Source organism: Corallococcus sp. BB11-1 (genome assembly GCF_026626625.1).
In the GTDB taxonomy this organism is placed as follows: domain Bacteria; phylum Myxococcota; class Myxococcia; order Myxococcales; family Myxococcaceae; genus Corallococcus; species Corallococcus soli.
Map to the genome: position 1 here is coordinate 72,472 of NZ_JAPNJY010000029.1, position 24,714 is coordinate 97,185.

General features: G+C 70.2%; 11 protein-coding genes. 8 read left to right on the forward strand and 3 right to left on the reverse strand.

Annotation, left to right across the window (positions count from 1 at the left end; translation table 11 throughout):
• The first annotated feature begins 1 nt into the window (after position 1).
• Positions 2-6,415 (forward strand): type I polyketide synthase, encoded by a 6,414-nt coding sequence (locus OV207_RS25225; RefSeq protein WP_267557680.1) that lies wholly within the window; start codon positions 2-4, stop codon positions 6,413-6,415.
• Positions 6,416-6,439: 24 nt separating this feature from the next.
• Positions 6,440-7,501: a fatty acid desaturase family protein gene (locus OV207_RS25230; protein ID WP_267557681.1), complete on the forward strand. Its 1,062-nt coding sequence runs from the start codon at positions 6,440-6,442 to the stop codon at positions 7,499-7,501.
• A 72-nt stretch (positions 7,502-7,573) separates the two neighbouring features.
• Here the strand turns inward: OV207_RS25230 and OV207_RS25235 are convergent, their stop codons facing one another.
• A complete protein-coding gene (locus tag OV207_RS25235) occupies positions 7,574-10,078 on the reverse strand; it encodes a DNRLRE domain-containing protein (protein ID WP_267557682.1) in 2,505 nt (834 codons plus the stop codon).
• Between the two features lie 310 nt (positions 10,079-10,388).
• On the opposite strand from OV207_RS25235, the gene OV207_RS25240 reads away from it, so the two are divergent.
• Entirely contained in the window at positions 10,389-11,753 is a 1,365-nt protein-coding gene (locus OV207_RS25240; RefSeq protein ID WP_267557683.1) for an FAD-binding oxidoreductase, read from the forward strand.
• A gap of 10 nt (positions 11,754-11,763) precedes the next feature.
• Here the strand turns inward: OV207_RS25240 and OV207_RS25245 are convergent, their stop codons facing one another.
• Complete coding sequence (locus tag OV207_RS25245; protein WP_267557684.1) at positions 11,764-12,663, reverse strand: LysR family transcriptional regulator; 900 nt, start codon at positions 12,661-12,663, stop codon at positions 11,764-11,766.
• 120 nt (positions 12,664-12,783) lie between these two features.
• On the opposite strand from OV207_RS25245, the gene OV207_RS25250 reads away from it, so the two are divergent.
• Positions 12,784-13,548, forward strand: coding sequence for a type 1 glutamine amidotransferase domain-containing protein (locus OV207_RS25250; RefSeq protein WP_267557685.1), 765 nt, complete (start codon positions 12,784-12,786; stop codon positions 13,546-13,548).
• Positions 13,549-13,563: 15 nt separating this feature from the next.
• Here OV207_RS25250 and OV207_RS25255 read toward each other — a convergent pair whose 3' ends face one another.
• Entirely contained in the window at positions 13,564-14,721 is a 1,158-nt protein-coding gene (locus OV207_RS25255) for a right-handed parallel beta-helix repeat-containing protein (protein ID WP_267557686.1), read from the reverse strand.
• Between the two features lie 354 nt (positions 14,722-15,075).
• Between OV207_RS25255 and OV207_RS25260 the strand changes: the two genes are divergently transcribed.
• From OV207_RS25260 to OV207_RS25275, 4 genes are all read left to right on the forward strand, one after another.
• Positions 15,076-18,783 (forward strand): MopE-related protein, encoded by a 3,708-nt coding sequence (locus tag OV207_RS25260; protein ID WP_267557687.1) that lies wholly within the window; start codon positions 15,076-15,078, stop codon positions 18,781-18,783.
• Between the two features lie 129 nt (positions 18,784-18,912).
• Positions 18,913-20,574 carry an LVIVD repeat-containing protein gene (locus OV207_RS25265; protein ID WP_267557688.1) on the forward strand — a complete coding sequence of 554 codons (1,662 nt, stop codon included), beginning with the start codon at positions 18,913-18,915 and terminating at the stop codon, positions 20,572-20,574.
• Positions 20,575-20,977: 403 nt separating this feature from the next.
• Positions 20,978-22,189, forward strand: a complete 1,212-nt coding sequence (locus OV207_RS25270) for an acetyl-CoA C-acetyltransferase (RefSeq protein ID WP_193347829.1) — start codon at positions 20,978-20,980, stop codon at positions 22,187-22,189.
• A gap of 38 nt (positions 22,190-22,227) precedes the next feature.
• On the forward strand, positions 22,228-24,405 hold the full coding sequence (locus tag OV207_RS25275; RefSeq protein ID WP_267557689.1) for a 3-hydroxyacyl-CoA dehydrogenase NAD-binding domain-containing protein: 2,178 nt from the start codon (positions 22,228-22,230) through the stop codon (positions 24,403-24,405).
• Positions 24,406-24,714: the final 309 nt, after the last annotated feature.

Genomic DNA, 24,714 nt, shown 5'->3' on the forward strand with positions numbered 1-24,714 from the left:
CATGGACTTCTTCGCCGTCCCGTACGACATCCATTTCGATGACACGATGGCCTACGGGAGCCATCACTTCCTCACCAACTTCAAGTTCCAGTGCGCGGGCCGGGAGCACCTGCTCTTCAGTCCGCACGCCTTCGAGGTGCCGGAGTTCCGGCGCGACTTCGACCAGGTGCTCCTGCTCACCTACGAAGGCTATTCGCGCAACCTCGCCCCGGCGGCCCTGGGTGACCGGCTGGTCGTGCTCACGTCGCTGGAGGAGCGGGGTGAGGTCTCCCTGCGCTTCTGCTTCCGGACGCTGAAGAGCGACGGCACCCCGGTGGCCTGCGGCTACCAGACCGTGCTCTGCGCGGACAAGGCCCAGGGCACCCTGCGCGCCTTCCCGGAGTCCTTCCAGCGCAGCTTCGAGTCCCTGGCCAGCATCCACGAACCCCAGGGCCCCAAGAGCTTCCGCGACCGCGCCCTGCAGGGTGGGGGCGCCGTCAACGCGCTGTTCCCGGAGGCCGTCCGGCAGCTGGCCAGGACCCTGCTGGCGGACGGAGCGCGCGGCATCTCCCGGCGCGTCACCCTCCCGCCGGAGACGACACCGGCGGCAGCGCAGGCGCTCCAGTTGTCCCCCGGGGCCACGGCGTTCCTCTTCGCGGGACAGGGCACGTTCGAGCCGGCCCTCTTCCTGCGCTTGAAGGCGCTCCAGCCGGAGCTGCGCGAGGAGCTGGCGACCGTCGCGGAGGCGTGCCGGCCGCTGGGCATGGACCTCACCCCGCTGCTCGCGGCGGAGGACGAGGCCGCGATCGCCAGGGCGCTCGAACGGGCGCCCCTGTTGGATCAGCTCGGCATCTTCCTGTCCGGAGTGCTCGGCGCCCGGTGGATGCAGCGCCAGGGGGTGGGGCCGGACGTGTTCGTGGGCCACAGCTTCGGGGAGATCGCCGCCATGACCGCGGCCGGTGCGATGGAGCTGCGCACGGGGGCGGAGGTGGTGTGCCGGCGCATCCGGGCGCTCCAGCAGGGCTCGGAGCAGCTGGGCACGCTCGCGGCCATCGCGCTCTCCGAACCGGAGACCCTCCAGGCGCTGGCGGACTGCGGCACCGGGAACCTGGAGGTCGCCGGCCGCAACCACGCGCGGCAGACCGTGGTCGCGGGGCCTCGCGCGGAGCTGGAGCAGCTTCGCGCCTTCCTGGAGCGACAGGGCAAGGGCTTCACCTTCATCTCCAGCCGCTATCCCTTCCACCACCGGAAGCTGGCGCCCGCCGCCACCGCGTTTCGCGACAGCCTCGCGGGGCTGACGGTGCACCCCGCGCGCGGCCCCATCTATTCGCCCATCGAGCGGCGCGTGTACGCGGGAGACGGGGCGGAGCTGGCCGGAGCGCTCGCGTCCCATCTGGTGCGCCCCTTCGACTTCCTCGGGGCGGTGGAGGCGCTGGTCCAGGCGGGCTGCGGACGCTTCGTGGACTGCGGTACGGGAGGACGGCTGTCGCGCATCGTCCAGCGCATTCTTCCCTCGGACTCCCCCGTCGCGGTGACGTCGCTGGACGGCGTGCTGCCCGAAAGCGCGCCGTCCTCCAAGCCTGAAGCGTCCCCGGCCATTCGGGGCGAAGGGACGCCGGAGATCGCGGTGGTGTCCCTGGGCTGCATGCTCCCTGGTGGCGCGAAGGATCCGGAGGCCTACTGGAGGAACATCCAGCAGGGCATCAGCGGCATCGTGGACACGGGCCAGATGCACCCTGAACAGGTGGCGGACTTCGTGGGCCCGGCGGTCACGCCGGATCGCACGTACACGCTGCTCACGGGGCGGGTGCATGACACCGACCTCCTCCCGTCCCCTGGCGTGGAGGCCGCCCGATTCCAGCGCTACGGCCGGGAGCAGAAGTTGCTGGCGCATGCGCTCACGCAGGCGATGGCACCTTTGCGGTCCAGCGCGCCGCGCGTCCCGGGGCGCATCCAGTGCCTGCTGGGCTCCACCGGGGACGGGTCCCCGGAGTACGACGAGGCGTTGTGCCTGGAGGCAGGAGAAGCCCTGCTCCACGCTCAAGGAGATAAGTCGCCGGAGCTCGCCGCGCTGGGCGCCGTGGCGAGGGCGGCGCTCGGCGTCGAAGCCCGGGCCTCCGAGCTGGCGCCCCACCCCACCCTCCAGGCGGTGGTGACGGAGGTCGTGGGGCCGGGCGTGTCCACGATGCTGCTCGACGCGGCCTGCGCCTCCTCGCTCTACGCCATCGCGTTGGGAATGAAGGCACTGGAGGGTGGCGAGGCAGACCTGGTGCTCGCGGGCGGGGTCTTCTCCCCAGGTCCGGGCAACAGCTGCCTGTTCTCCCAGTTCAAGGGCCTGTCCGCCACCGGCAGCCGGCCGTTCGATGAGCGGGCGGATGGCGTCATCTTCGGAGAGGGCGCGGGCGTGGTCGGCCTGATGCGCCTGGAGGATGCGGTCGCGGCCGGCTTGAAGGTCCAGGCCGTCATCCGTGGCGCCGGGCTCTCCAGCGACGGGCGCAGCAGCTCCGCGAACGTCCCGCGCGCGGACGGTCAGGTGGCCGCCATGGAGGCGTGCTACGCGGCGGCGCGCATCGACCCGGGGTCCATCCAGTACATCGAAGCGCACGGCACGGCCACGCCGGCCGGGGACACCACCGAGCTGCAATCCATCGGGCGGGTCTTCGGAGGCAAGCGCAAGGGCTTCCAGCTCGCCAGCGTCAAGGCCTTGATTGGCCACGTGGGCTGGGCCGCGGGCGCGGCGTCGGTCATCAAGCTGTGCAAGGCGCTGGAGCATCGGCGCTTCCCGCCGCAGTCCCACTTCGACCGGCCGGGCGCCGGGCTGCGCGCGCTCGGGCCGGACTTCGAGGTGAGCACGCACGAACAACCCTGGCCGGAGAACGACGCCCATCCCCGCCGGGCGGCCACGAACGGCTTCGGCTTCGGTGGCACCAACGCGCACCTGGTGTTGGAGGAGTACCGGGGTGGACCGCTCGCACCGCGTCCCAAGTCCACGGCGGGCGAGGAACTGGTGGTGGTGGCCGCCGAGGGCCTGTTCCCGAACGCGAACGGAGCGCCGGTGGACGGGGTGCCGGAGTCACCGGGTGCGCGGTTCGACACCGGAGCCCTGCGGCTGCCCACGTCCGTGCGGCTGCTGCCGGACATCACCGAGGACATGGACTTCACGCAGCACCTGGGGCTCATCGTCGCGAGCAGCCTCGTGGGGAAGCTCGGCGGCTTCGACACGCTGCGCACGGGGACGGCCATCGTCCTGGGGCTGGAGGGCAAGACGCGCCGGGGCGTGGAGGCCACGCAGCGCGTGCTGGCCACGTCCACGCGTCGCAGGCTGCGCGAGCACGTCCAGCGCACGCCGGAGTCCGCGTCCGTCATCCCGCTGGTGGAGCGCCTCCATGATGCCGTGGTGGGCACGCTGCGCCCCTCCGGGCCCTACACCCTCCAGGGGATGATGCCCAACGTCACGCCAGGGCGGATGGCGGGGGCGCTCGACAGCAAGGGGCCCAACTTCGTGGTGGACGCGGGGGCGCACTCGCTGGCCGCGTCGCTGCGGGCCTCGCGGGCCCTGCTGGCCAGCGGGTTCGACCTGGTGCTCGTGGGCAGTCCCCACGTGCGCCGTCCGGGAGAGGGGCCGGCGGCGTCCGCGCCTGAAGAGGGCATGACGATGCTGGCGGTCACCACGGCCGCGAAGGCGGAGCAGCGCGGCTTGAAGCCCCTGTGTCAGCTGCGGATGTCCACCGGGGCGGGAACCCACGCCGGGTCCCACGTCACGCTTCCGCCGCACTCGGCCCGGGAAGCCCTGGAGGTCCTGCGGGCGGTGCGCGCCGCCGCCGGAGGGAATGCCACCACGCTGCGCTTCCATCCGGATGTCGCCACGGGAGACCGGCTGGAGCTTCAGCTCCACCCCATGGAGGGCAGCCCGCTGCGCATGCGTCCGGAAGCACGGGCGGAGAAGACGGACACGGCGCCGGCCCCTGAGGCGTCCGAGGGCTTCGACCACTCGGCGGCCATCGGCTACCACGCGCCGGTGCTGGTTGAGCGCCAGGGTCGGCTTGCGGGGGCCTCACGGCTGCGGGGCCGGCGCGTGCTGTTCATCGCGCAGGACGAGTCCCTCGCCCGTGAGCTCGCCTCCCACGCGCCGGTCTTGTGCGGCCCCGAGTACCGCATCCTGCACGCGGGGGCCTCCGACCTCGGAGCGCGGATCCACGGCATCGACCTGTCGCGGGAGGAGACCGCGGAGGCCGGGCTCGATGCGCTCCGCTTCGACCCTGAGGTCATCCTCGCGGTCTGCCGGATGGAACCCGGGGCGGCCGAAGCCTCGGTCGTCTCCGACACGGCCCTGCGCCACGAGGCCCTGGAGCTGCTCTTCCTGTCCGCGCGGCGTGCCTACGCCGGCCTGGGCGCTGGAACGGTGGCGCTGGCGAGCCTGTGCATCGGTGGCGTCGGTCCTCACCGGACCCTGCACCCGGTGACCGGCCTGTTCGCCGGGCTGCTCAAGTCCCTGGGGCGCGAGGTCCCGGCGCGGAACGTCCGGGCCCTCTCCACGACCCCGCTGCCGCTCCCGGAGGCGCTCGACCGGGTCTCCTTTGAGCTGGGCGCCGGGGACGACCAGGACCCCATCGAGGTCTGCTTCGATGGACCGCTCCGCTGCGTCCGGCTGCTCCAGCCCACGGAGGTTCCGGCCCACCCCGCGGCGGGCCTCGACTCCGGCTCGGTGGTGCTGCTCACGGGAGGAGGCCGCGGGGTGACGGCGGTGCTCGCCGGAGCGCTCCTCAAGCGCTACGGATGCAAGGTGGTGCTCGTCGGGCGCAGCGCCCCGACGGACGCCCCGGAGCGCGTGCTCCAGGCGCGCGACGAGGAGCTGGGCCAGGTGGAGCGGGACTTCTACGCCGAGGAGCTGGCCCGCGACCGCACCCAGCGCATGCCCGCGCTGCGCTCGCGCTTCGAGCGCTACCTGGCCGTGCGCGAGCTCAGGACCACGCTCGACGGGCTCACGCGGCTTCCCGGCCAGATGCACTACCGGGCCGCGGACGTGACCCGGCCGGAGGAGGTGGACCGGGTGGTGGAGGAGCTCCTCCGCGAGCACGGGAGGCTGGACCTCGTGGTCCATGGCGCCGGCACCCAGGTCTCCAAGAAGCTCAACCGCCGGAAGCTGTCGGAGTTCCGGGGCACGCTGGACACCAAGCTCGTGGGCCTGCGCAACCTCCGCGAGGCCTGCGCGAGCCGCCTCGCGCACCCCGTGCCCTTCCACGTCCTGACCTCCGCGTTCAGCTTCATCGGCAACGATGGACAGGCGGACTACGGCGCGGCCAACGAGGCCCTGGACCGGCTCTGCGCCTGGGTCAGCGACGCACGCCAGGAGGTCGCGTGGTGCAGCGTGGGCTGGCTCGCGTGGGACGGCATCGGCATGACGCGGGGCTCTGAGTACCGGGTGCTCGGCGCCAGCCGCCGGCTTCGCGGCATCCGCGCCGACGAAGGCGAAGCGCTCTTCCTCCAGTTGGTGGACGGCCTGCCGTGCCAGCCCATCAACGTGCAGCTCACGGAGAGCGAGCGCGCCTTCTATGGCCTGGAGTTGCTGCCCGCGCCCCCGCCGCCCCCCGAACCGCCCCGGCCCACGCGCAGGGAACTGGTGGTCGACGCGGCGAACGTGCCCTGCCTGGAGGACCACCTCGTCCGGGGCACCCCCACCCTGCCAGGGGCGTGGGCGCTGGACCTGATGCTCCAGAGCGCGCTGGGCGACCGCCACCCGGAGCTGCGGACCGTCACCATCGAGGACGCCCGCTTCTCCCGCTTCATCCGCGTGAAGCCCGGCGGCCGGCAGTCCCTGCGCGCCGAGTGCACGCCCCTGGGCGACGCCCCGGGCCGGCACAGCGTGCAGGTGAAGCTCACGGGTGACATCGTCCATCCGTCCGGCGTGGTGCTGGAGCGCGACCTCGTCTACGCCGAGGCCCGCTTCACGCTGACGGCGGAGCCGCCCACGGTCTCCGCCCAGCTCGCGGCCGCCACGGCGGCGGGCAACGGCCTGCCCGTGCATGACCCGCACTGCGCCACCGGCTCTCCCATCGAACTGCGCAGGATGTTCGACTGCCTGGAGGAGATCCGCCTGGAGCCGACCGCCCGCTTCGCGCGGCTCGGGCTTCCGCAAGGCCCCCGGGAGGCAGGCACCCACGTCCCCGCGCTCGTGCTGGACGCGGCCCTGCGGCTGAGCGCGATGCACGTGGAGGGCGTGTCGAACGACGTGTTCGCGCCCATCCGCGTCCAGCGGACCACGTTCGACCGGGACCTGGTGGGGGGAAATGGCGGCGCTCCCCGCCACCTTGCCCTGACCGCGCTCGCGCCGCGCGTGGAGGGGGACCTCCTGCTCTGCGGCAGCGCGGCGGCGCATGACGAAGCGGGGCGGCTGCGGATGCTCGTTGAAGGTGGCATCGCCCGCCCCATGGCCTGAAGCCCCTTTCCCCAGGATGCCCCCATGAACGACCTTCCTTTGGATGATCCCAAACGCCTCCGCTCGGAGCTGCGCCGCGCCCTGCCCCCTGAAGCCTTCGAGCGACAGCCCCTGCGTGGCATCGTCGCGCTCGGCCTGGTGCCCGTGATGGCGGCGTTGATCTGGCTCATCGGCACCCGGCCGCTGCCCGACTGGGCGTGCCTCCTGCTCGCCCTGGTGTTGGGCCAGATGGTCACCGCCGTGGGCCTCGCCGCGCATGAAGCGCTGCACCACTCGGTCTTCCACAGCCGCACGATGGAGACCGTGCTCGGCTGGGCGGGCTTCGCGCCTTTCCTCGTCACCCCCGGCAACTGGCGGGCCTGGCACGTCCAGGCGCACCACAGCGCCGCCAACATCCACGTCCGCGACCCGGACATCCTCCCCCGGCGGACGGACTGGCACACCCAGGGGTTCGCGAAGCTGTTCCACCTCATCTCCCCGGGGTCGGGGACGTGGCTCAGCTTCATCAGCTTCAGCGTCTTCTTCACCGCCCAGGGCCAGGCCTTCCTCTGGTACCACAGCGGGCTGCCCGCGTTTCAGCGCGTGCACATGCACCGCACCCGGGAGCGCATCCTCACGGTGCTGCTGGCCGCCGGCTGGGGCGCGCTGGGCTGGGTGCTGGGCCCCCGGGCCGCGTTCTACGCGCTGGTGCTCCCGCTGCTCATCGGCAACGTCACGCTGATGATCTACATCGCCACCAACCACTGGATGCAGCCGGCCTCGGAGGAGGACGACAACCCCTTCATCAACACCGCCAGCGTGCGGACACACCCGGTGATGGACTGGCTGCACTTCAACTTCAGCTACCACCAGGAGCACCACATCTTCCCGGCCCAGAGCCCGAAGTACGCGCCGCTCCTGCGCCAGCACCTGCGGGCGCTCAACCCCCAGGCCTCCATCGTCTATCCCCACCTGCACGCCCTGCGCATGCTGTACCGGCGCCCGGCGCTCTACTCCGCGGACGGACAGACGCTGATGGGCCGGGACGGCACCCACGCCGTGAGCACCACCGAGCTGCGCCAACGGCTCGAAGCCCCCACCACGTAGGGCGGCGGAAGAAACAGCGGGCCCGGAATCCCCAGCGGATTCCGGGCCCCGCTCACCCCAACGAGGCCGGGACTACCGGCCCGGCCAGCTCAACGCGCCCCGGCTCGTCACCGTGCCGGTGGACACCCCGAGCGCCTGCGCCACGTCCGCGGGCAGCGGCCGGCCGCTGTTGTAGGCCGGGCTGGTGGAGCGCACGACGTAGTTGCGCAGCGCCTGGTTCACGAAGAACGGGTCGCCGCCCGAAGCGATGTCGTGACCGTTGTTCTCCCAGCCCCGGGCGGTGCGGACCGCCGCCAGCGACGTGTAGTTCACGCCGCCGGTGTCCACCCAGTTGACCAGCGACTTCGTGCTGCCACCGGAGCGGTAGTAGCTGTTGTAGTCCAGCCCGGAGAAGAAGGTGTTCGGCCCGGTGTTGGTGAAGTTGTTGTCGGAGCGCGAGGCCTTCAGGGTGGTGATGTTCCCGCCCGACAGGATGTTGTTCGACACGTCCACGTTCACGGTGTCCGGGCCGATGTCCGAACCGCGCTTGTCCTGCTCGTTGCGCGAATCGTCGTAGACCCAGATGTTGATGGCCGCGTTGTTGACCAGGGTGTTGTTGTAGATCTTCGTGTTCGACGAGCACGCCTGGATGCCGGCGTACGTGTTGTCGTAGATGAGGTTGGACGCGATGATCCCCCTGTCGGAGACCTCGTAGAAGACGCCAATCTTGTTGTTGCGGAAGACGTTGTAGACGACGACGCCGTCGCGGCAGTCCTCGTCACACCAGAAGCCCGCGCCGTTCAGGTTGTTCTCGAAGACGTTGTTGCGCACCGTGAAGCCATTCATGTGGGCAATCTTCACGCCCGCCTGGGCGCAGGAGCGCGAGCAGTTGGTGCCGAAGCGCTCCGTGTTGTTCGCGTTGATGACGCTCCCCTCCAGCAGCAGCCCGTCGGTGACGAGCGTGGCGGCGTTGGTGGAGCCGTTGGAGCCAATGGCGGTGAAGCCGTTGTTCGCGAACACCGACCCGCGCACCACGCCGCCCTGCGGCTTGATGCTGAGCGACCCGGCCGCCATCTGCGTGAAGACGCAGCTCTCCACCAGGGAGTTCGTCGCGCCGATGTAGAGCGCCGCGTTCGTCGTGTTGCTGTACTCGTTCGTCGCGTAGCGCCGGAAGCCGAGCCCCTTCACCTTGTGGCCGGAGGTGCCCAGCACCATGGCGACGGGGCGCGCGGCCACCTCCACCGTGTGGCCCGCGGGGTTCGTCGCGATGTAGATGCGGCGGTTGTCCCAGTCGTAGAAGAAGTTGCCCGGCGTGGCCTCCGCCAGCGTCTTCACCTCGTGCACGTACGCCCCGTCGATGAAGACCATCTGCGGGTCACCCGCGGCGGGGTTCGCCGGGTCCCCATACATGTCGAAGTGGCTGCACGGCCCCTGGTTCGTCGTGGGCTGGGCGTCGTATTTGTAATTGTAGTAGCCGCCATTGCAGAAGCTGGGCGTGCTCCAGTCCATGTACCAGTGGCCGGCGCCATCGGAGGTCCAGGCCGAGGCGGGCTTCACGTCCGTGCCGTCGAACCAGGCCTGCTCGTGCGGATACGCCTGGAAGGTGAGGGGCTTGGTGTTGACCCTGTAGTTGCCCGCCCCGTTGTTGTACCAGTCGCGGTAGGTGCCGCCGCGCACCACGATGGTGCCGCCGGAGGGCGCCAGCGCGATGGCGCGGTTGAGCGTGGCCACCGGAGCGGCCTGCGTCCCGGCGTTGCTGTCATTGCCGTTCGTCGCCAGGAAGATGGCGCCCGCGGGGATGGGGTAGTTGGTGTCTGGAATCGTCGTGCCCGTGTTGTCCAGGCCGGGGATGCCGGGGTTGCCCGGCTCGTCCGGCAGGACATAGGTCACCGTCAGCTTCGGCCGGTTGGCGGCGATGGCCGCCTCCGACGAGTCCAGCTCCAGGCCGTCCATGTTGGTGATGGCATCCAGCACGAAGCCGTGGTTGGTGCCCGCGCCCTGCACCCAGCCCTGCACCGCCGCGACACCAGCCGCGTTGAGGTCCACGCCGTAGGAACCCGTCACGCCCGGCAGGAGCGTGGCGAAGGACGTGGCGCCCCGGTCCGCCGCGCCGCTGGCGCCGGCCGTGCTCCACGCGGTGCTGCTGGTTGCGTTGTTCCAGGTCGCCTGCGCTTCCACCCAGGTACGCCCGGCCGCGTGGACGAAGTAGCCCTCGCCCGTCGTGGAGTTCCTCACGTTGACGCTCAACCGGACTGACTGCACCGTCGCGTTCGCGGGGATGGCGCTCACGTCGAAGCGGAGCAGGCCGTTGCTGATCTTCCCGGAGCTCGTCGGGTAGTCGCGGTCCAGCCGGATGAGCGCGTCCGCGCCCAGGTTCACGGTGGGGGTGTTCTGCAGGAGCGTGGCATCCGACGCGCCGGTGTACGCGGCCGTCGGAGCGACCTGCTCCTGGAAGGACACGGTGACGGGCGCGCCCAGGGCGCTGTCCACGGAGGCCAGTGCATCGGAAGGGGCTTCACCGCCGCAGGCGAGGGCGAGCCACACCGGCAGCAGGACGAGCGCGTGGCGCCCGTTCGTTCGGGGAACCGAGGGAGTCATCAAGGGGGATTTCCGTTCGTGGGGGACCAACCAGGTCAAGTTCAACCCAGGCTGGGTTCAAGCACGGAATTCTCGGCAAATCCGATGATTTGTTGCGTCAACGTGGCGCGCCGCCGCTTGGACTGAAGTGCGGTTCCTCCGCGGCAGCCATCCCCAGAAAACTACAGTCAGGTGGCCCACTCCCAGCGCCTACCGCTGGCTGCTCCCGCTTGACCGGCAGCCGACCGGACAGCGCCCTGTCCTTGGGGACAAGGCTCACGGGACACCCTGGAGTCCCCACCCTTCCAGCGAACGAGGGACGGAGGAACGGATGACGACGGAGTCGGTTGCCAGCGAGAGGGAGGCGAAGGGGTCCTCGCGGCAGGAGGCGCTTCACGCGGCGAAGGTCGAAGCCATCGCCCGACAGCTGAAGCAGCGCAAGGGCACGGGCCCGGCCTCCTTCAGGAAGAAGTCGCCGCCCCACCAGGTGCCCAAGCGCAATGACTCGCGACGCAACGACGAGAAGGTGGACCTGGGCGACCTGGATCAGATCCTCGACATCGACCCGGTGGGGCTGACCTGCACGGCCGAGCCCGCGGTGACCTTCGACGAGGTGGTGCGCGCGACGCTGCCCCTGGGGCTCGTGCCGTTCATCGTCCCGGAGCACAAGACCATCACGCTCGGAGGCGCCATCGCGGGGTGCTCCATCGAGTCCATGTCCTTCCGCCAGGGCGGCTTCCACGACACCTGTCTGGAATACGAGGTCATCACCGCCAAGGGCGAGGTGCTGCACTGCTCGCCCACGGAGCAGCCGCTGCTGTTCCAGATGATCCACGGCTCGTTCGGGACGCTGGGCATCCTGTCGCGCGTCCGCTTCAAGCTGGTGCGCGCCGCGCCCTACGTGCGCGTGACGTATGAGACCTACGACACGCTGGAAGCCTTCCAGCAGGCCATCTGGCGGCACTTCAGCGCGCAGGACACCGACTACCTGGATGGGCAGATCTTCTCCCCCACGAAGCACGTGCTGTGCGTGGGGCACTTCGTGGAGAAGGCCCCCTACGTGAGCCGCTACGACTGGCTCACCGCGTACTGCGAGAGCATCCCGCGCCGGAAGGAGGACTACCTCACGACGTATGACTACCTCTTCCGCTACAACCGGGGCGTCACCCACGTCAAACCCAGGAACCTGCTGGCCCGCGCGCTGTTCGGGAAGTTCATCCACTCCGACAGCGTGCTGAGGACCGCGAACCGCTTCCACCGCCTCCTGCTTCCAGAGAAGGACCCGCCGGTCATCGTGGACGTGTTCGTCCCCTTCTCGCGCACGGCCGAGTTCATGGACTGGTATCACCGCGAGATGCGCCACTACCCGGTGTGGTGCGTGCCCTTCCGGCGGACGCGCGACTATGAATGGCTGACACCCCGGTGGTGGGCCGGGATAAGCGACCCGCTGTTCCTCGACCTCGCGGTGTATGGCCTCCCGCAGCCTCCGGGACGCAACCTCTACAAGGAGTTCGAGGACGCGCTGCGGAAGGTCAACGGCACCAAGACGCTCATCTCATACAACTACTACGACGAGGACACGTTCTGGGGCATCTGGAACCGGGATACCTACCAGACGGTGAAGCAGCGCACGGACCCGGACAACCTCTTCCGGGACCTCTACACGAAGACGTGCAAGGCGGCGCTCGGGCTGTAGCAACGGCCCGTCAGGCGGTGTCCGTCAGCACGGCAATCAACGCGCGAGACGCCGCGGACAGGCTGCGGTGCGGGACGTAGATGACGGAGAAGGGCCGTGAGCGGCCGCGCGACTTCGGCAGCACCTCCACCAGGGTGCCCCGGCGCAGGCGGTCGGCGGCGATGAAGTCATACGTCTGGCACAGCCCCATGCCCTGCTCCGCGAGCGACACCACGCCGAGCACGTCGTCCGCCACCCGCAGCGCCGTCGGGGGCGTCCAGTCGACGTCGCGGCCCTCCTCGCGGAGGATCCACGGGGCTACGCGGCCGGTGCTGGGCATGACGAAGGACAGACAGGCATGGCGCTCCAGGTCCGCCAGCGACCGGGGGGTGCCGGCCTCCTTCAAGTAGGCCTTCGAGGCGACCAGGCACATGGGCGCATCCTCCAGCTTCCGGGCCACCAGCCCGCTGTCGGGGAGCGCGCCCAGGCGGATGGCCAGGTCGAACCCCTCCGCCACCAGGTCCACGTTGCGGTTGGAGATGCTCAGCTCCACCTGCACGCGTGGATGCCGGCGCACGAACGTCCGCAGCTTCGCAGGCAGGCGGTAGTGCCCGTACGTCGTGGGCACGCTGAGACGCACGCTGCCCGTGACTTCGCCGCCCTGCCCCTGGATGGCGCGCTCCGCTTCCGCGAGCAGTCCGAAGGCCGTGCGCGACTGCTCCAGGTACAGCCGCCCCGCGTCCGTCAGGCCCAGCCGCCGCGTCGTCCTCCGCAGCAGCTGCACCCCCAGCCGCTGCTCCAGCCGGGCGAGCGCACGGCTCACCACCGAGGGCGTCGTCCCCAGCGCCGTGGCGGCGGCCGTCAGCGAACCGCGCTCCACCGCCGCGATGAAGGCCTCCACGTCGTTGAGGTGGTCGAAGCGCCGGGGCATTCATGCCTGGATAGCAAAGGTGCCATGCCGTCAGGCCCATTTATCGCCAGGGGCGGCGACAATAGTTTGGGTGATGTGACTGGCCCCCACGAAGGGGCCCCTTCCCCCGGAGCCTTGAACATGTCCTCCCTCCTCGCCGCCTCCCTCGTCGGGATGGCCGCCGCCGCCGCGCCCACCGTCAAGCCGTCCGCTCCCGCCCCCGTGCTCATCGTGATGACCAGCCATGCCACCAAGGGCAGCACTGGCGAGCCCACCGGCTTCTACCTGGGAGAGGTCACCCATCCGCTGGCCGTGTTCCAGGCCGCTGGCATCCCGGTGGAGTTCGCGTCCATCCAGGGCGGTGAGCCGCCGGTGGATGGCCTGGATTTGAAGGACGCCACCAACGCGCGCTACTGGAACGACGCCACGTTCCGGCAGTCCCTGCGCACGACGCTCAAGCTGGACGACGTGAAGGTGGGTCGCTACTCCGCCGTCTTCTACGCGGGTGGCCACGGCGCCGTCTGGGACTTCCCCCAAAGCCCGGCGGTGCAGCGGGTGACGCGCGAAGTCTACGAAGCCGGCCGCGTCGTCGGCGCGGTCTGCCACGGGCCCGCGGCGCTGGTGAACGTGAAGCTGAGCGACGGCAAGTACCTGGTCGCTGGCAAGCAGGTCAGCGCCTTCACCGACGACGAGGAGCGCGCGGTGAAGCTGGAGAAGGTGGTCCCCTTCCTGCTGGCCACCACGCTGGAGGAGCGCGGCGCGAAGCACCAGCCCGCCGCCAACTGGACGGCGAAGGTGGTGGTGGATGGCCGGCTCGTGACGGGCCAGAACCCGCAGTCCGCCACCGGCACGGCGGAGGCGGTGCGCGACCTCATCCTGGCCCGGGCGGCGAAGCCCGCCCCCTGAGCCTGGACACCGCGGCTAGAAGGCGGAGCAGGTGACGCCTTCGCAGCCTCCCGCGCCATTCTCCCGCGCGACGTTCCCGCCCGCGTCATGGGCGGTGGGCGCATGCACGCCCCACCCCGCGTTGCGCACCGCCACGTTGCCGCTGAGCGTGGGGGTGCTGGGAGACAGGACGCGGAGGCCGTCCGCGCCATTGCCCAGGAAGTGGTTGTCGCGAACCGGGCCCGTGAGCGCGAAGGGCACGAACTCCGGCAGGTCGGCCAGCGTCAGCCCGCCCGCGTTGTCCCAGAAGGTGTTGCCGTCGATGAGGACCGTCCGGCCCCCGGCCCGCAGCCCGCTGCCGTTGTTGAGGACCCACGAGTCGCGCATCACGAACCGGAACGGCTCCCAGGCCGGAGCCTCCGGTGGGGCCAGCGCGGTGTTGTTGGCGATGAGCGAGCCTTCGAATCGCAGCTCGCCGCAGAAGTCGAAGCCGCCGCCAGGGTCGAATGGCAGCCGGCCCACCACGGCGTTCAGCGTCAGGGTGCTGGACCTGACGCGGATGCTGCCATTGAAGCACTCGAAGACGTTCTGGTTCGAGGTGAAGGTCGAATCCAGCACGTCGACGGAATGGGCATCCACGAACATCACGCGCCCGTTGCCGGTGAACAGCGAGGAGCGCACGTCGAACTCGCCGGTGGCCGCGTCGAACTCGCTGCTCAACCCGGTAGCGTTCCCATGCAGGCGCGAGTCCGTGATGAGGAACCGCGCATAGCCACCCCGGTGATAGATGGCGGTCCCGTTGTCGATGAGCGCCAGCTGGTGCAGCCGCACGCTGTCCGCGCTGGCGTCGAGCACGTACCCCCAACGGAACCCCCGGAGGGTGCCGTTGCGAACGGTGCCATTGGACTCCACGACGATGCCTTGCGAGTCCCCCATCTGGGCACCGGTGCGGCGCACGGTGTGCCCGCCCAGATCCAGCACGATGCCTTCACCGACGACCCGGAGCGCTGGGACGTCCGTGCCCGGGCACGAGAGATCGCGCGTGAGCTTCGTGTGATGGGTGATGGTGTCACCACACCGGACGGAGTCGGCCGGCGCGCCCGCGCCCTCGTCACGGGCATGCGCCGCCCCTCCCCCCGTGAGCACCGACGCCAGCGCCACGGCGGCGACCGCCCCCCCCATTGCCTGCCCCATGCTGCCTCCCGGTCGGAGGCATCTGGCCTCCGGCCGCAGGAGGCTAACCATCAGGTCCCGCGCAGCTCACCGGCCCCAGGTGGCAACACGCTGACGGACGGCGAACACCCCGGCTGGCGTCCTCCCCCGCGACACTCCCGCTGGCGAAGGCATGACCCCAGGCCCTGCACACAACCAGAAGCTATGTCCCCCAATGACTTTCCTGTGACACCGACAGGGCAAGCTTTGAGGTCGCATGGCACCCATATAACAAACTTGATCGAACTTAAGTAGATCAGGCCGAATTCCTGGAAGGTGATGACCGGCCCGTCGCCATCCCGCCAGGAATCAATCTCCCCTTCCTGGAGCAATCCCTTGAAGTTTCGACTCGCATTGCTGCTGCCAGGCCTCGTCCTTGTCTCGTGTGAGGCGCCACCTCCCGAACCGGGCCCCGAGGCGGTCGCCGCCACCTCCACCACCGAGCAGCTCAACGCGCTCACGGGCGCGCTTGAATGCAAGCTGCCCGTGGCCAATGTCACCACCGCCCTGCCGCTCCAACTGGAGCGTCGCTTCGTGGGAAATCCCAGCCTGGCGAACTCCCGCGTAGGACAGGCGCTCGCGGCGGGCGACCTGGATGGAGACGGAGCGCTGGAGCTCCTCGTCGGGGCCCCTGGCACTGGGACGCTGAAGGGCTATGCGTTCGCGGTCCGCACGACCGCGAACGGGCAGCCCGACATCCGGACCCACTACGCGCGCTATGAGGGGGAGCTGGCCGGCAACCGGCTCGGCGCGGCCCTGGCCGCGGGCAACTTCACGGCGGGGACGGGCAATGACCTGGTGATGGGTGCGCCGGGCCACTCCACGCCGCTGGCCAACCAGGGTGTCGTCTATCCCGTGGACGGCGCGCAGATCACCGGTGGTGACCGGGCCCTGACCGCCGCCTCCGTGCGCTTTCGTGGCGCGGCCGCCAACGATGGCGCCGGGCAGTCGCTGGCCGTGGGCAACGTGACGGGCACGAACGCCCTCGACCTCATCGTCGGCGTTCCCCTCAACGAGAGCACGGGGTCGCCCAATACGGGCACCGTCTACGTCTTCCCCGGCGCTGTCACGGCCACCGCGGCGGGGAGCCTGGCCTCTTCCGCCCTGAAGATCTTCGGAACGGGCACCACGCAGGCGGACGTCCAGGCCGGCGCGTCGGTCACCGTGGCGGACATGGACGGCGATGGCCAGAGCGACCTCGTGGTGGGCGCCCCCCGGCTCGACGTGGGAGCGAACAACGACTCGGGCGCGGCGTATGTCTTCTATGGCCCCCTGACGGGCAGCACCAAGACGCTGGCGGACGCCGACCTCGTCCTCACCGGGGTGAACGCGGGTGAACTCGCGGGTACGGCGGTCACGGCGGTGGGCGACGCGAACAACGACGGCTATGAGGAACTGCTGGTGGGTGCCCCCGGCTCCGGCGCCCTCCCGGGCCGGGCCTACCTCGTGTATGGCGGCGCCCGGCAGGCGCCCCAGACGGTGGTGTCCCTGGGCGCGGCGAACCACCTCAAGATGACGGGCATCCTGGGTGACCAGGCCGGCGTGGCGCTGGCGAGCCCCGGTGACATCAACGGCGATGGCTTCAGGGACCTGCTCATCGGCGCGCCCAACCACTCCTCGGCCACAGGCGCCGTGTATGTGGTGTATGGGAACGGCACCCCGACGGGCTTCCCCACGGGTTCACTCTCGCTCGCCACCGTGTCCCGCTACATGGGGGCCTCCGGGGGCAACCAGGCGGGCAGCGCGTTGGTCGGGCTTGGAGACGTGAACAACGATGGCGCGGCGGACTTCGCGGTCGGCGCGCCGGGCTTCAACTCGAACGCGGGCATCGTCTACCTGGTGTTCGGCGTCGGCCCGCGCCCCTGGTACACGGACACGGACGGCGACCGCTACGGCCTGGACAGCGGCTCCGAGATCCGCTGCGGCGAACCGACCACCGGCTTCGCGTTGAGCGGCGGTGACTGCAACGACGCCCTCGCGACCATCAACCCCGGCGCCGAGGAGATCTGCGATGGCGTCGACAACAACTGCGATGGGCTGAAGGACGACGACGTCGGCGCGGGAACCACCATCCCGTTCGACTGGTACCTGGATGCCGACGGCGACAAGCACGTGGACTTCGCCAACAGCGTGCGCCAGTGCGCCGCGCCGGGCGCGGAATGGACCCGGACCCCGGACGTCGTGGGCGAGGAGTGCGCCACGCCCGGCTCCGACAGCGACGCGACCGTCTATCTGGGCGCGCCTGAAATCTGCGACGCGCAGGACAACAACTGCGACGGCAACGTGGATGACGACGCGACGCGGTGGAGCACCTGGTACCGCGACGCGGACAGTGACACCTTCGGCAACGCGGCCCAATCCCAGAAGGCCTGCTTCAGCCCGGACGGGTTCGTGGCCAACAACCAGGACTGTGACGACACGGACTCGCTGACCCGGCCGACCGGAACGGAGGTCTGTGACGGCAAGGACAACAACTGCTCCGGCGTCGTCGACGAAGGGGTCAAGACGACCTACTACCAGGACGCGGACCACGACAACCACGGGACGCTGCTCGCGTCCACCCAGGCCTGCTCCCTGCCGCCCAACCACTCGCTCCTGAGCGACGACTGCGACGACACTTCAGCCCTGCGCTACCCGGGCAAGGCGGAGGTCTGCGACGGCCTGGACAACAACTGCGACTTCGACACCGACGAGGGCGTGAAGACGACCTTCTTCCGGGACGCGGACAATGACACCTTCGGCACCGCGCTGACCTCCACGCAGGCCTGTGCCCGCCCGGCGGGCTACGCCACCAGCAACACGGACTGCAACGACGCGAACAGCGCGGTGAAGCCCTCCGCCACGGAGGTCTGCGACAACGTCGACAACAACTGCAACGGCACGGTGGACGAGGGCGTGAAGCTGACCTTCTACGCCGACGCGGATGGCGACGGCGTGGGGACCACCAACCCCAGCTTCCGCATCCAGGCGTGCACGGCGACCACCGGCTACGTGAGCACCGCGACGGACTGCAATGACAACCGGGGTGACGTCAAGCCGGGGGCTCCCGAGCTGTGCGACGACTTCGACAACGACTGTGACAGCCTCGTCGACGAAGGGCTGGCCACGTCCAACTGGTACCTGGACGCGGACGGCGACGGCTACGGCGGCGCGGGCGGGACGGCGGTGACGAAGTGCCGCGTGCCGGGTCCCGGCTACGTGGGCAGCCACTCCGACTGCGATGACACCACGCCTTCCATCAGCCCGGCGCAGACGGAGATCTGCGAGCCCACCAGTCAGACACAGGTGGACAACAACTGCGACGGCGACACGCAGAACGCCGCCAATGCCGTCACCTGGTACCGCGACGCGGACGGGGACACCTACGGCACGACGGCGAACACGCAGAAGCGCTGCACCCAGCCCTCCGGCTACGTGGGGCGCGAGCTGGACTGCGACGACGCGAACGCGAGCCGCAACCCGGGACGGCAGGAGCTCTGCGAGGCGGGGGGCGCCTCCGCCCAGGTGGACAACGACTGCGACGTGGACACGAACGACGTCGACCCGAACGTCCCCGAAGCCAACGGCGGCACCCCCATCTGGTACGGAGACGCGGACCGGGACGGCCACTCGGGCACCGCCTTCAAGCTGCGCTGGTGCACCAACCCCACGGACCTCAAGGACCCCGTCACCCAGGCGTACATCGTCCAGGGCGCGTACCTGTCCACCCCGCCCGACGACTGCAATGACTCCTCCAGCGGCGTCTACATGCGGGAGGCCTGGTACGAGGACAAGGACGGCGACGGCTGCGGCAACCCGCTCCGGAGCGTCCAGTCCTGTGGTTCGCCCTCCTGCGGGATCGCCTACGTGCGCAACAACACGGACCTCAATGACAACCTGCCGGGTAACTGCAGCGTCCTGGGGCCGGACAGCATGAGCCGCCAGTCCATGCCCCCGCCGGTCTTCCTGGAGGAGCAGCCCGCACCGGCGCTCCCGCCAGAGACGGTGGGCAGCACGTTCCGGATGAACACCCCGCTCGACGCGAACGCGCAGGCCCAGCGGTAGGTCGCCCCCCCCGCCCGGGTCCGGTGCGAGTCCTTCCGCAAGGAAAGTGAGAGAGAGGGCGGGTCTGGCACGTTGAAGAGGGGCACCGCGCGACCTTCCGCGCGGTGCCTTCCTCGCGAGGTCGCCCACATGCCCCCCTTCCTCCGGCCCCTGCTGCTCCTGCTGACACTCCAGACCCTTGCCGGGTGTGAGGACACGCCCCCACCTCCCACCACAGACGCAGGCACGGCCGACGCAGGCACGGCCGACGCAGGCACGGCCGACGCAGGCACGGCCGACGCAGGCCCCTACGTCTGGGACGGCACCTACACCGAACTCGAGGAGCGCGGAGACTGGCAGGACACGGGCCCCTTCGCGCCGTGCGCCTTCGACGCGCAGGACGCGTCCACCAACGCCTGCGAGGAGCTGTCACGCTTCGACATGTCGCGGTGCGACCCGGAGGCCCTCGCCGCGCTCCCGCAGGACGGCATCTACCTGGCCAACGGCCGGGATGACAGGCTCCTGGCGGATGGCGGGCCTCCCGACTCCACCTCCCCCCTCGGCTTCCAGCTGAGGACCGACGGCGGCACGAGCACCATGTACGACGAGCCACTCCTCCACCGGGACACGGAGGGAGGCCGCTTCGCCGTCGTGGGGAGGCTCACGCGCACGGGCACGACCGTCGCCATGCTGGGCTGCCAGACACCGGCGCCGGGCATCGTCACCGGCTGCTTCGCCTCCTGCCGCCGGGGGAAGGTGAACCAGCGGGGCACCTTCCAGGCCCACCGGGTCGCCCACTCGTCGGGAGAGCCCGAGTCCTCCGGAGGGCTGACGCTGGTGTCGGAGCGGTTCGTGGCGGTGGGCCAGCCCGTGGACGTCTATGTCGCGAAGGGCCACGCCTATGTCGTCTCCCTGTCCCACCTCGGCCGGCCCGGAGGCCTCACCGTCTTCGACGTGAGCGATCCGAAGAACCCCGTCTTCCGGACGTCCATCAGCCTGCCCTCGGACAACTTCTGGAATGGCGTCTGGGCCAAGGGGGACGCCCTCTACGTGGCCAGCAGCGTCATGGGGACGCTCGTCTATGACATCACCCAGCCCGCGGCGCCCACCTTCGTGCGCAACCTGCCCACGGGGGACTTCGGCGCCCACACGGTGCTCGTGGACGGAGACCGGCTCTACGCCATGGTCCCCAACACCGGCACCTTCGTCTACGACGTGACGCAGCCGCTGAACCCCGTGCCGCGCGCCCGCATCACGGTCCCCGGGGACGTGGACTCCGGCGGCCCCCACGACACCTTCGCGCATGGCAACCGCCTGTACATCAGCAACGCCTTCGGCCCCTACGCGGTGATGGACGTCACCGACCTGGACGACGTGAAGCTGCTGGGCACGTATCCCCGCCCGGACCTCGCCTACTCACACCACAGCGCGGTGGGCACCTTCGCCGGGCGCACCCTCGCCTTCGAAGGCGGCGAGTTCAACGCCTCCCACGTGCGGGTGCTCGACGTCACCAACCCCGCCCGCATCGTGAAGCTGGGGGAGTTCCGCATGAGGCCCATCACGTCCGTGCACAACCTCATCCTGCGCGGCACCCGCCTCTACGTGGCCTGGTACCACGAGGGGCTGCGCGTGCTGGACGTGTCCAACCCGACGAAGCCCACGCAGCTGGCGCACTACAACACCTTCCGGGAGACCGACCCCCACCGGGGCGACAGCATCTTCGAGGGTGTCTTCAGCGTCCGGCTGCCCGGCGACGGCTACGTGTACATCGTGGACTCCTCCCGGGGACTGCTCATCTTCAACGAGCTGTAGCGGCCGTTTGGAGCGACACCCGCGTGCCTCCCGCGGGTGTCCTCCCTTCGCGCCGGTGTCTGGCCCCGTGGGCCGCGAAGGCCTGGGGTGCTCGCCCTCGTCGTCGTGGGGCCGGCGACCAGGGGGCCCACGCGGGCAACCTGCCGGGCGGCGGGGAGGGCAAGGGCTTCGGGCAGTTGCCGGGCCAGCAGCCCCGGGAGCGGCCGGGCACGGCGCCCAGCGCGATGGCCCGCCTGGAGTGCGCGACCCCGGGGCGCGCCTGTCGTACCGTCACCCGCATCGTCGCGAACCGGCGCCCGCGGCTGTTTGGAGGGTACGGTTACATGACGGAGTACCCCATCGCCCACCTGTTCGCGGCCCCCGCGTGCCGCGCACCTTCACCCGTTTCCCAAGGAGGCTCCCCGTGAGCCAGGAAGCATTCATCTTCGACGCCGTCCGTACCCCTCGCGGCAAGGGCAAGAAGGGCGCGCTGCACGGCACCAAGCCGGTGTCGCTGCTCATCGGGCTGGTGGAGGCCCTCAAGCAGCGCAACCCCACCCTGGACCCCCAGCGCATCGACGACGTGGTGCTGGGCGTCGTCTCCCCGGTGGGAGACCAGGGCGCGGACATCGCCCGGACGCTGGTGCTGGCGGCGGGCCTGCCGGAGACCACCGGCGGCGTGCAGCTCAACCGCTTCTGTGCCTCCGGCCTCACGGCGGTGAACCTGGCCGCGCAGCAGGTGCGCTCCGGCTGGGAGCACCTGGTCATCGCGGGCGGCGTGGAGAGCATGTCGCGCGTGCCCATGGGCTCCGACGGCGGCGCCTGGGCCCTGGACCCCGCCACCAACTACGACACCTACTTCGTGCCGCAGGGCATCTCCGCGGACCTCATCGCGACGATGGAGGGCTTCACCCGCGAGGACGTGGACGCCTACGCCGCGCGCTCCCAGGCGCTGGCGGCCAAGGCCTGGGCGGGCGGCTACTTCAACAAGTCCGTCGTCCCGGTGCGGGACCAGAACGGCCTCACCGTGCTCGACCGTGACGAGCACATGCGCCCGGACTCCACCGTGGCCTCGCTGGGGCAGCTCAACCCGTCCTTCAGCGTGATGGGCGAGGCGGGCGGCTTCGACGCGGTGGCGCTGCAGAAGTACCACTCCGTGGAGCGGATCCACCACGTCCACACGCCGGGGAACTCCTCCGGCATCGTGGACGGCGCGGCGCTCGTGCTGGTGGGCTCGGAGAAGGTCGGCAAGGCGCTGGGGCTCAAGCCCCGGGCGCGCATCGCCGCCGTGGCCACCTCCGGCTCCGACCCCACCATCATGCTCACGGGCCCCATCCCGGCCACCCAGAAGCTGCTGGGCATCGCCGGCCTCACGGTGAAGGACATCGACCTCTTCGAGCTCAACGAGGCCTTCGCCTCCGTGGTCCTCAAGTACCAGAAGGACCTGGGCATCCCGGACGAGAAGCTCAACGTCAACGGCGGCTCCATCGCCATGGGCCACCCGCTGGGCGCCACCGGCGCGATGATCCTCGGAACCGTGGTGGATGAGCTGGAGCGGCGGCAGGCGCGCCGCGCGGTCGTCACCCTGTGCGTCGGCGGCGGGATGGGTGTGGCCACCCTCGTCGAGCGCGTCTGAACCTCCCCCCCTTCCCTTTGAAGAATTCGAGCGACCCCATGAGCGAACAGAACACCCTGCGCTGGGAAAAAGACGCCGACGGCATCGTGGTCTTGACGTTGGATGACCCGGGCCAGTCCGCCAACACCATGAACGCCGCGTACGTGAAGTCCATGCGCGCCGCGGTGGACCGGCTGGTCCAGGAGAAGGACAGCATCACCGGCGTCATCCTCACCTCCGCGAAGAAGACCTTCTTCGCCGGCGGGGACCTGAACGACCTGCGCCGCGTGAAGAAGGACGAGGCGAAGCAGGTCTTCGAGCTCTGCGAGGAGATCAAGGCGCAGCTGCGCACGCTGGAGACCTTCGGCCGGCCCGTGGTCGCGGCGCTCAACGGCGCGGCGATGGGCGGCGGGCTGGAGATCGCCCTCGCGTGTCACCGGCGCATCATCGCGGACGTGAAGGGCGCGCAGGTGGGCCTGCCGGAGGTGACGCTGGGGCTGCTGCCCGGCGGCGGCGGCGTGGTGCGCACGGTGCGCATGCTGGGCATCACGGACGCGCTGATGAAGGTGCTGCTCCAGGGCCAGCGCTACCGCCCGCAGGAGGCGAAGGAGCTGGGCCTGGTGCACGACGTGGTGGAGTCCGTGGACGCGCTGCTGCCCGCCGCCAAGGCGTGGGTGAAGGCGAACCCGAAGGCGCAGCAGCCGTGGGACCAGAAGGGCTACAAGATTCCGGGCGGCACGCCGTCCACCCCGGCGCTCGCGGCGAACCTGCCCGCCTTCCCCGCCAACCTGCGCAAGCAGCTCAAGGGCGCGAACATGCCCGCGCCGCGCGCCATCATGGCGGTGGCCGTGGAGGGCACGCAGGTGGACGTCGACACCGCGTTCACCATCGAGTCGCGCTACTTCACCGAGCTGGCCGTGGGCCAGGTCGCGAAGAACATGATGCAGGCGTTCTTCTTCGACATGCAGCACATCAACTCCGGCGGCGGCCGTCCCAAGGGCTTCCCCCAGCACACCGCGAAGAAGGTGGGTGTCCTCGGCGCCGGGATGATGGGCGCGGGCATCGCCTACGTCTGCGCCAAGGCCGGCATCGACGTGGTGCTCAAGGACGTGAGCCTGGAGTCCGCGGAGAAGGGCAAGCAGTACTCCGCGAAGCTGGTGGAGAAGGCCATCCAGAAGGGCTCGTCCACGAAGGAGAAGGGCGAAGCGCTCCTCGCGCGCATCACCCCCGCCATGGACCCCGCCGCGCTGGCGGGCTGCGACCTGGTCATCGAGGCCGTGTTCGAGGACGTGAAGCTCAAGCACAAGGTCTTCCAGGAGGTTCAGGGCGTGGTGGCCCCGGACGCGCTGCTCGCGTCCAACACCTCCACCCTGCCCATCACCCTGCTGGCCGAAGGGGTGACGCGCCCGCCCGACTTCGTGGGCATGCACTTCTTCTCCCCCGTGGACAAGATGCCGCTGCTGGAGCTCATCGCGGGCAAGCAGACGAGTGACGCCGCGCTGGCGAAGGCCATCGACATCGCGGTGCAGATTGGCAAGACGCCCATCGTCGTCAACGACAGCCGGGGCTTCTTCACCAGCCGCGTGATTGGCACGTTCCTCAACGAGGCCATCGCCATGGTGGGCGAGGGCCTGCCGCCCGCGTCCATTGAACAGGCGGGGCTCCAGGCCGGCTACCCCGCGGCCCCGCTCCAGTTGGTGGACGAGTTGACGCTCACCCTGCCCCGGAAGATCCGCAAGGAGACCCAGGCCGCCGTCGAGGCCGAGGGGAAGACGTGGGAGGTCCACGGCAGCTACGCGGTGATGGACGCGATGGTCGACCAGCACCAGCGCAAGGGCCGCTCCACCGGCGGCGGCTTCTACGACTACGTCGACGGCAAGCGCACGGGCCTCTGGCCGGGCCTCACCCAGCACTACACGAAGCCCGGCCACACCATCCCCTTCGAGGACATGAAGGAGCGGATGCTGTTCGCGGAGGCCATCGACACGGTGCGCTGCTTCGACGAGGGCGTCCTGCGCTCCGCCGCGGACGCGAACGTGGGCTCCATCCTCGGCATCGGCTTCCCGCCCTGGACGGGCGGCGTCGTGCAGTACATCAACGGCTACGAGGGGCCCACCGGCACGGGGCCGCGCGCCTTCGTCCTGCGCGCCCGCCAGCTCGCGGAGCGCTACGGGAAGCACTTCCTGCCGCCCGCGTCCCTCGTCGCGAAGGCGGAGAAGGGCGAATGCCTCCCGTAGCCGTCCCCCCCGACAGGGCAGGTGCGTCAACACCGGGCAGCCCCGCATCGCGCCGGACTCCGTGCCCATCCCGCCGGAGTCCAGGAGCCGCTTCACCAGTCTCTTGAGGGAGGCCGCCCAGGCCTTCCAGGGCGCGGACGCAGCCAGGGCGGTGACGACGGCCGTGTCGTCACTGCCCGCCACGTCGAGCGCATCAGGGCAGTGACGACGGCCGCTCCACTTTTTTGTCGGAGATTGAACCAGGCTTGCGCGGCCCTTCCGTATCGAACCCGGACGACCATCGTCGTCCCGGGCCATGTCCGGTCCGCT

Coding starts and splice junctions, on each gene's coding strand:
- OV207_RS25225 (WP_267557680.1), top strand. CDS start 2: ATGGACTTCTTCGCCGTCCCGTACGACATCCATTTCGATGACACGATG.
- OV207_RS25230 (WP_267557681.1), top strand. CDS start 6,440: ATGAACGACCTTCCTTTGGATGATCCCAAACGCCTCCGCTCGGAGCTG.
- OV207_RS25235 (WP_267557682.1), bottom strand. CDS start 10,078: ATGACTCCCTCGGTTCCCCGAACGAACGGGCGCCACGCGCTCGTCCTG.
- OV207_RS25240 (WP_267557683.1), top strand. CDS start 10,389: ATGACGACGGAGTCGGTTGCCAGCGAGAGGGAGGCGAAGGGGTCCTCG.
- OV207_RS25245 (WP_267557684.1), bottom strand. CDS start 12,663: ATGCCCCGGCGCTTCGACCACCTCAACGACGTGGAGGCCTTCATCGCG.
- OV207_RS25250 (WP_267557685.1), top strand. CDS start 12,784: ATGTCCTCCCTCCTCGCCGCCTCCCTCGTCGGGATGGCCGCCGCCGCC.
- OV207_RS25255 (WP_267557686.1), bottom strand. CDS start 14,721: ATGGGGCAGGCAATGGGGGGGGCGGTCGCCGCCGTGGCGCTGGCGTCG.
- OV207_RS25265 (WP_267557688.1), top strand. CDS start 18,913: ATGCCCCCCTTCCTCCGGCCCCTGCTGCTCCTGCTGACACTCCAGACC.
- OV207_RS25275 (WP_267557689.1), top strand. CDS start 22,228: ATGAGCGAACAGAACACCCTGCGCTGGGAAAAAGACGCCGACGGCATC.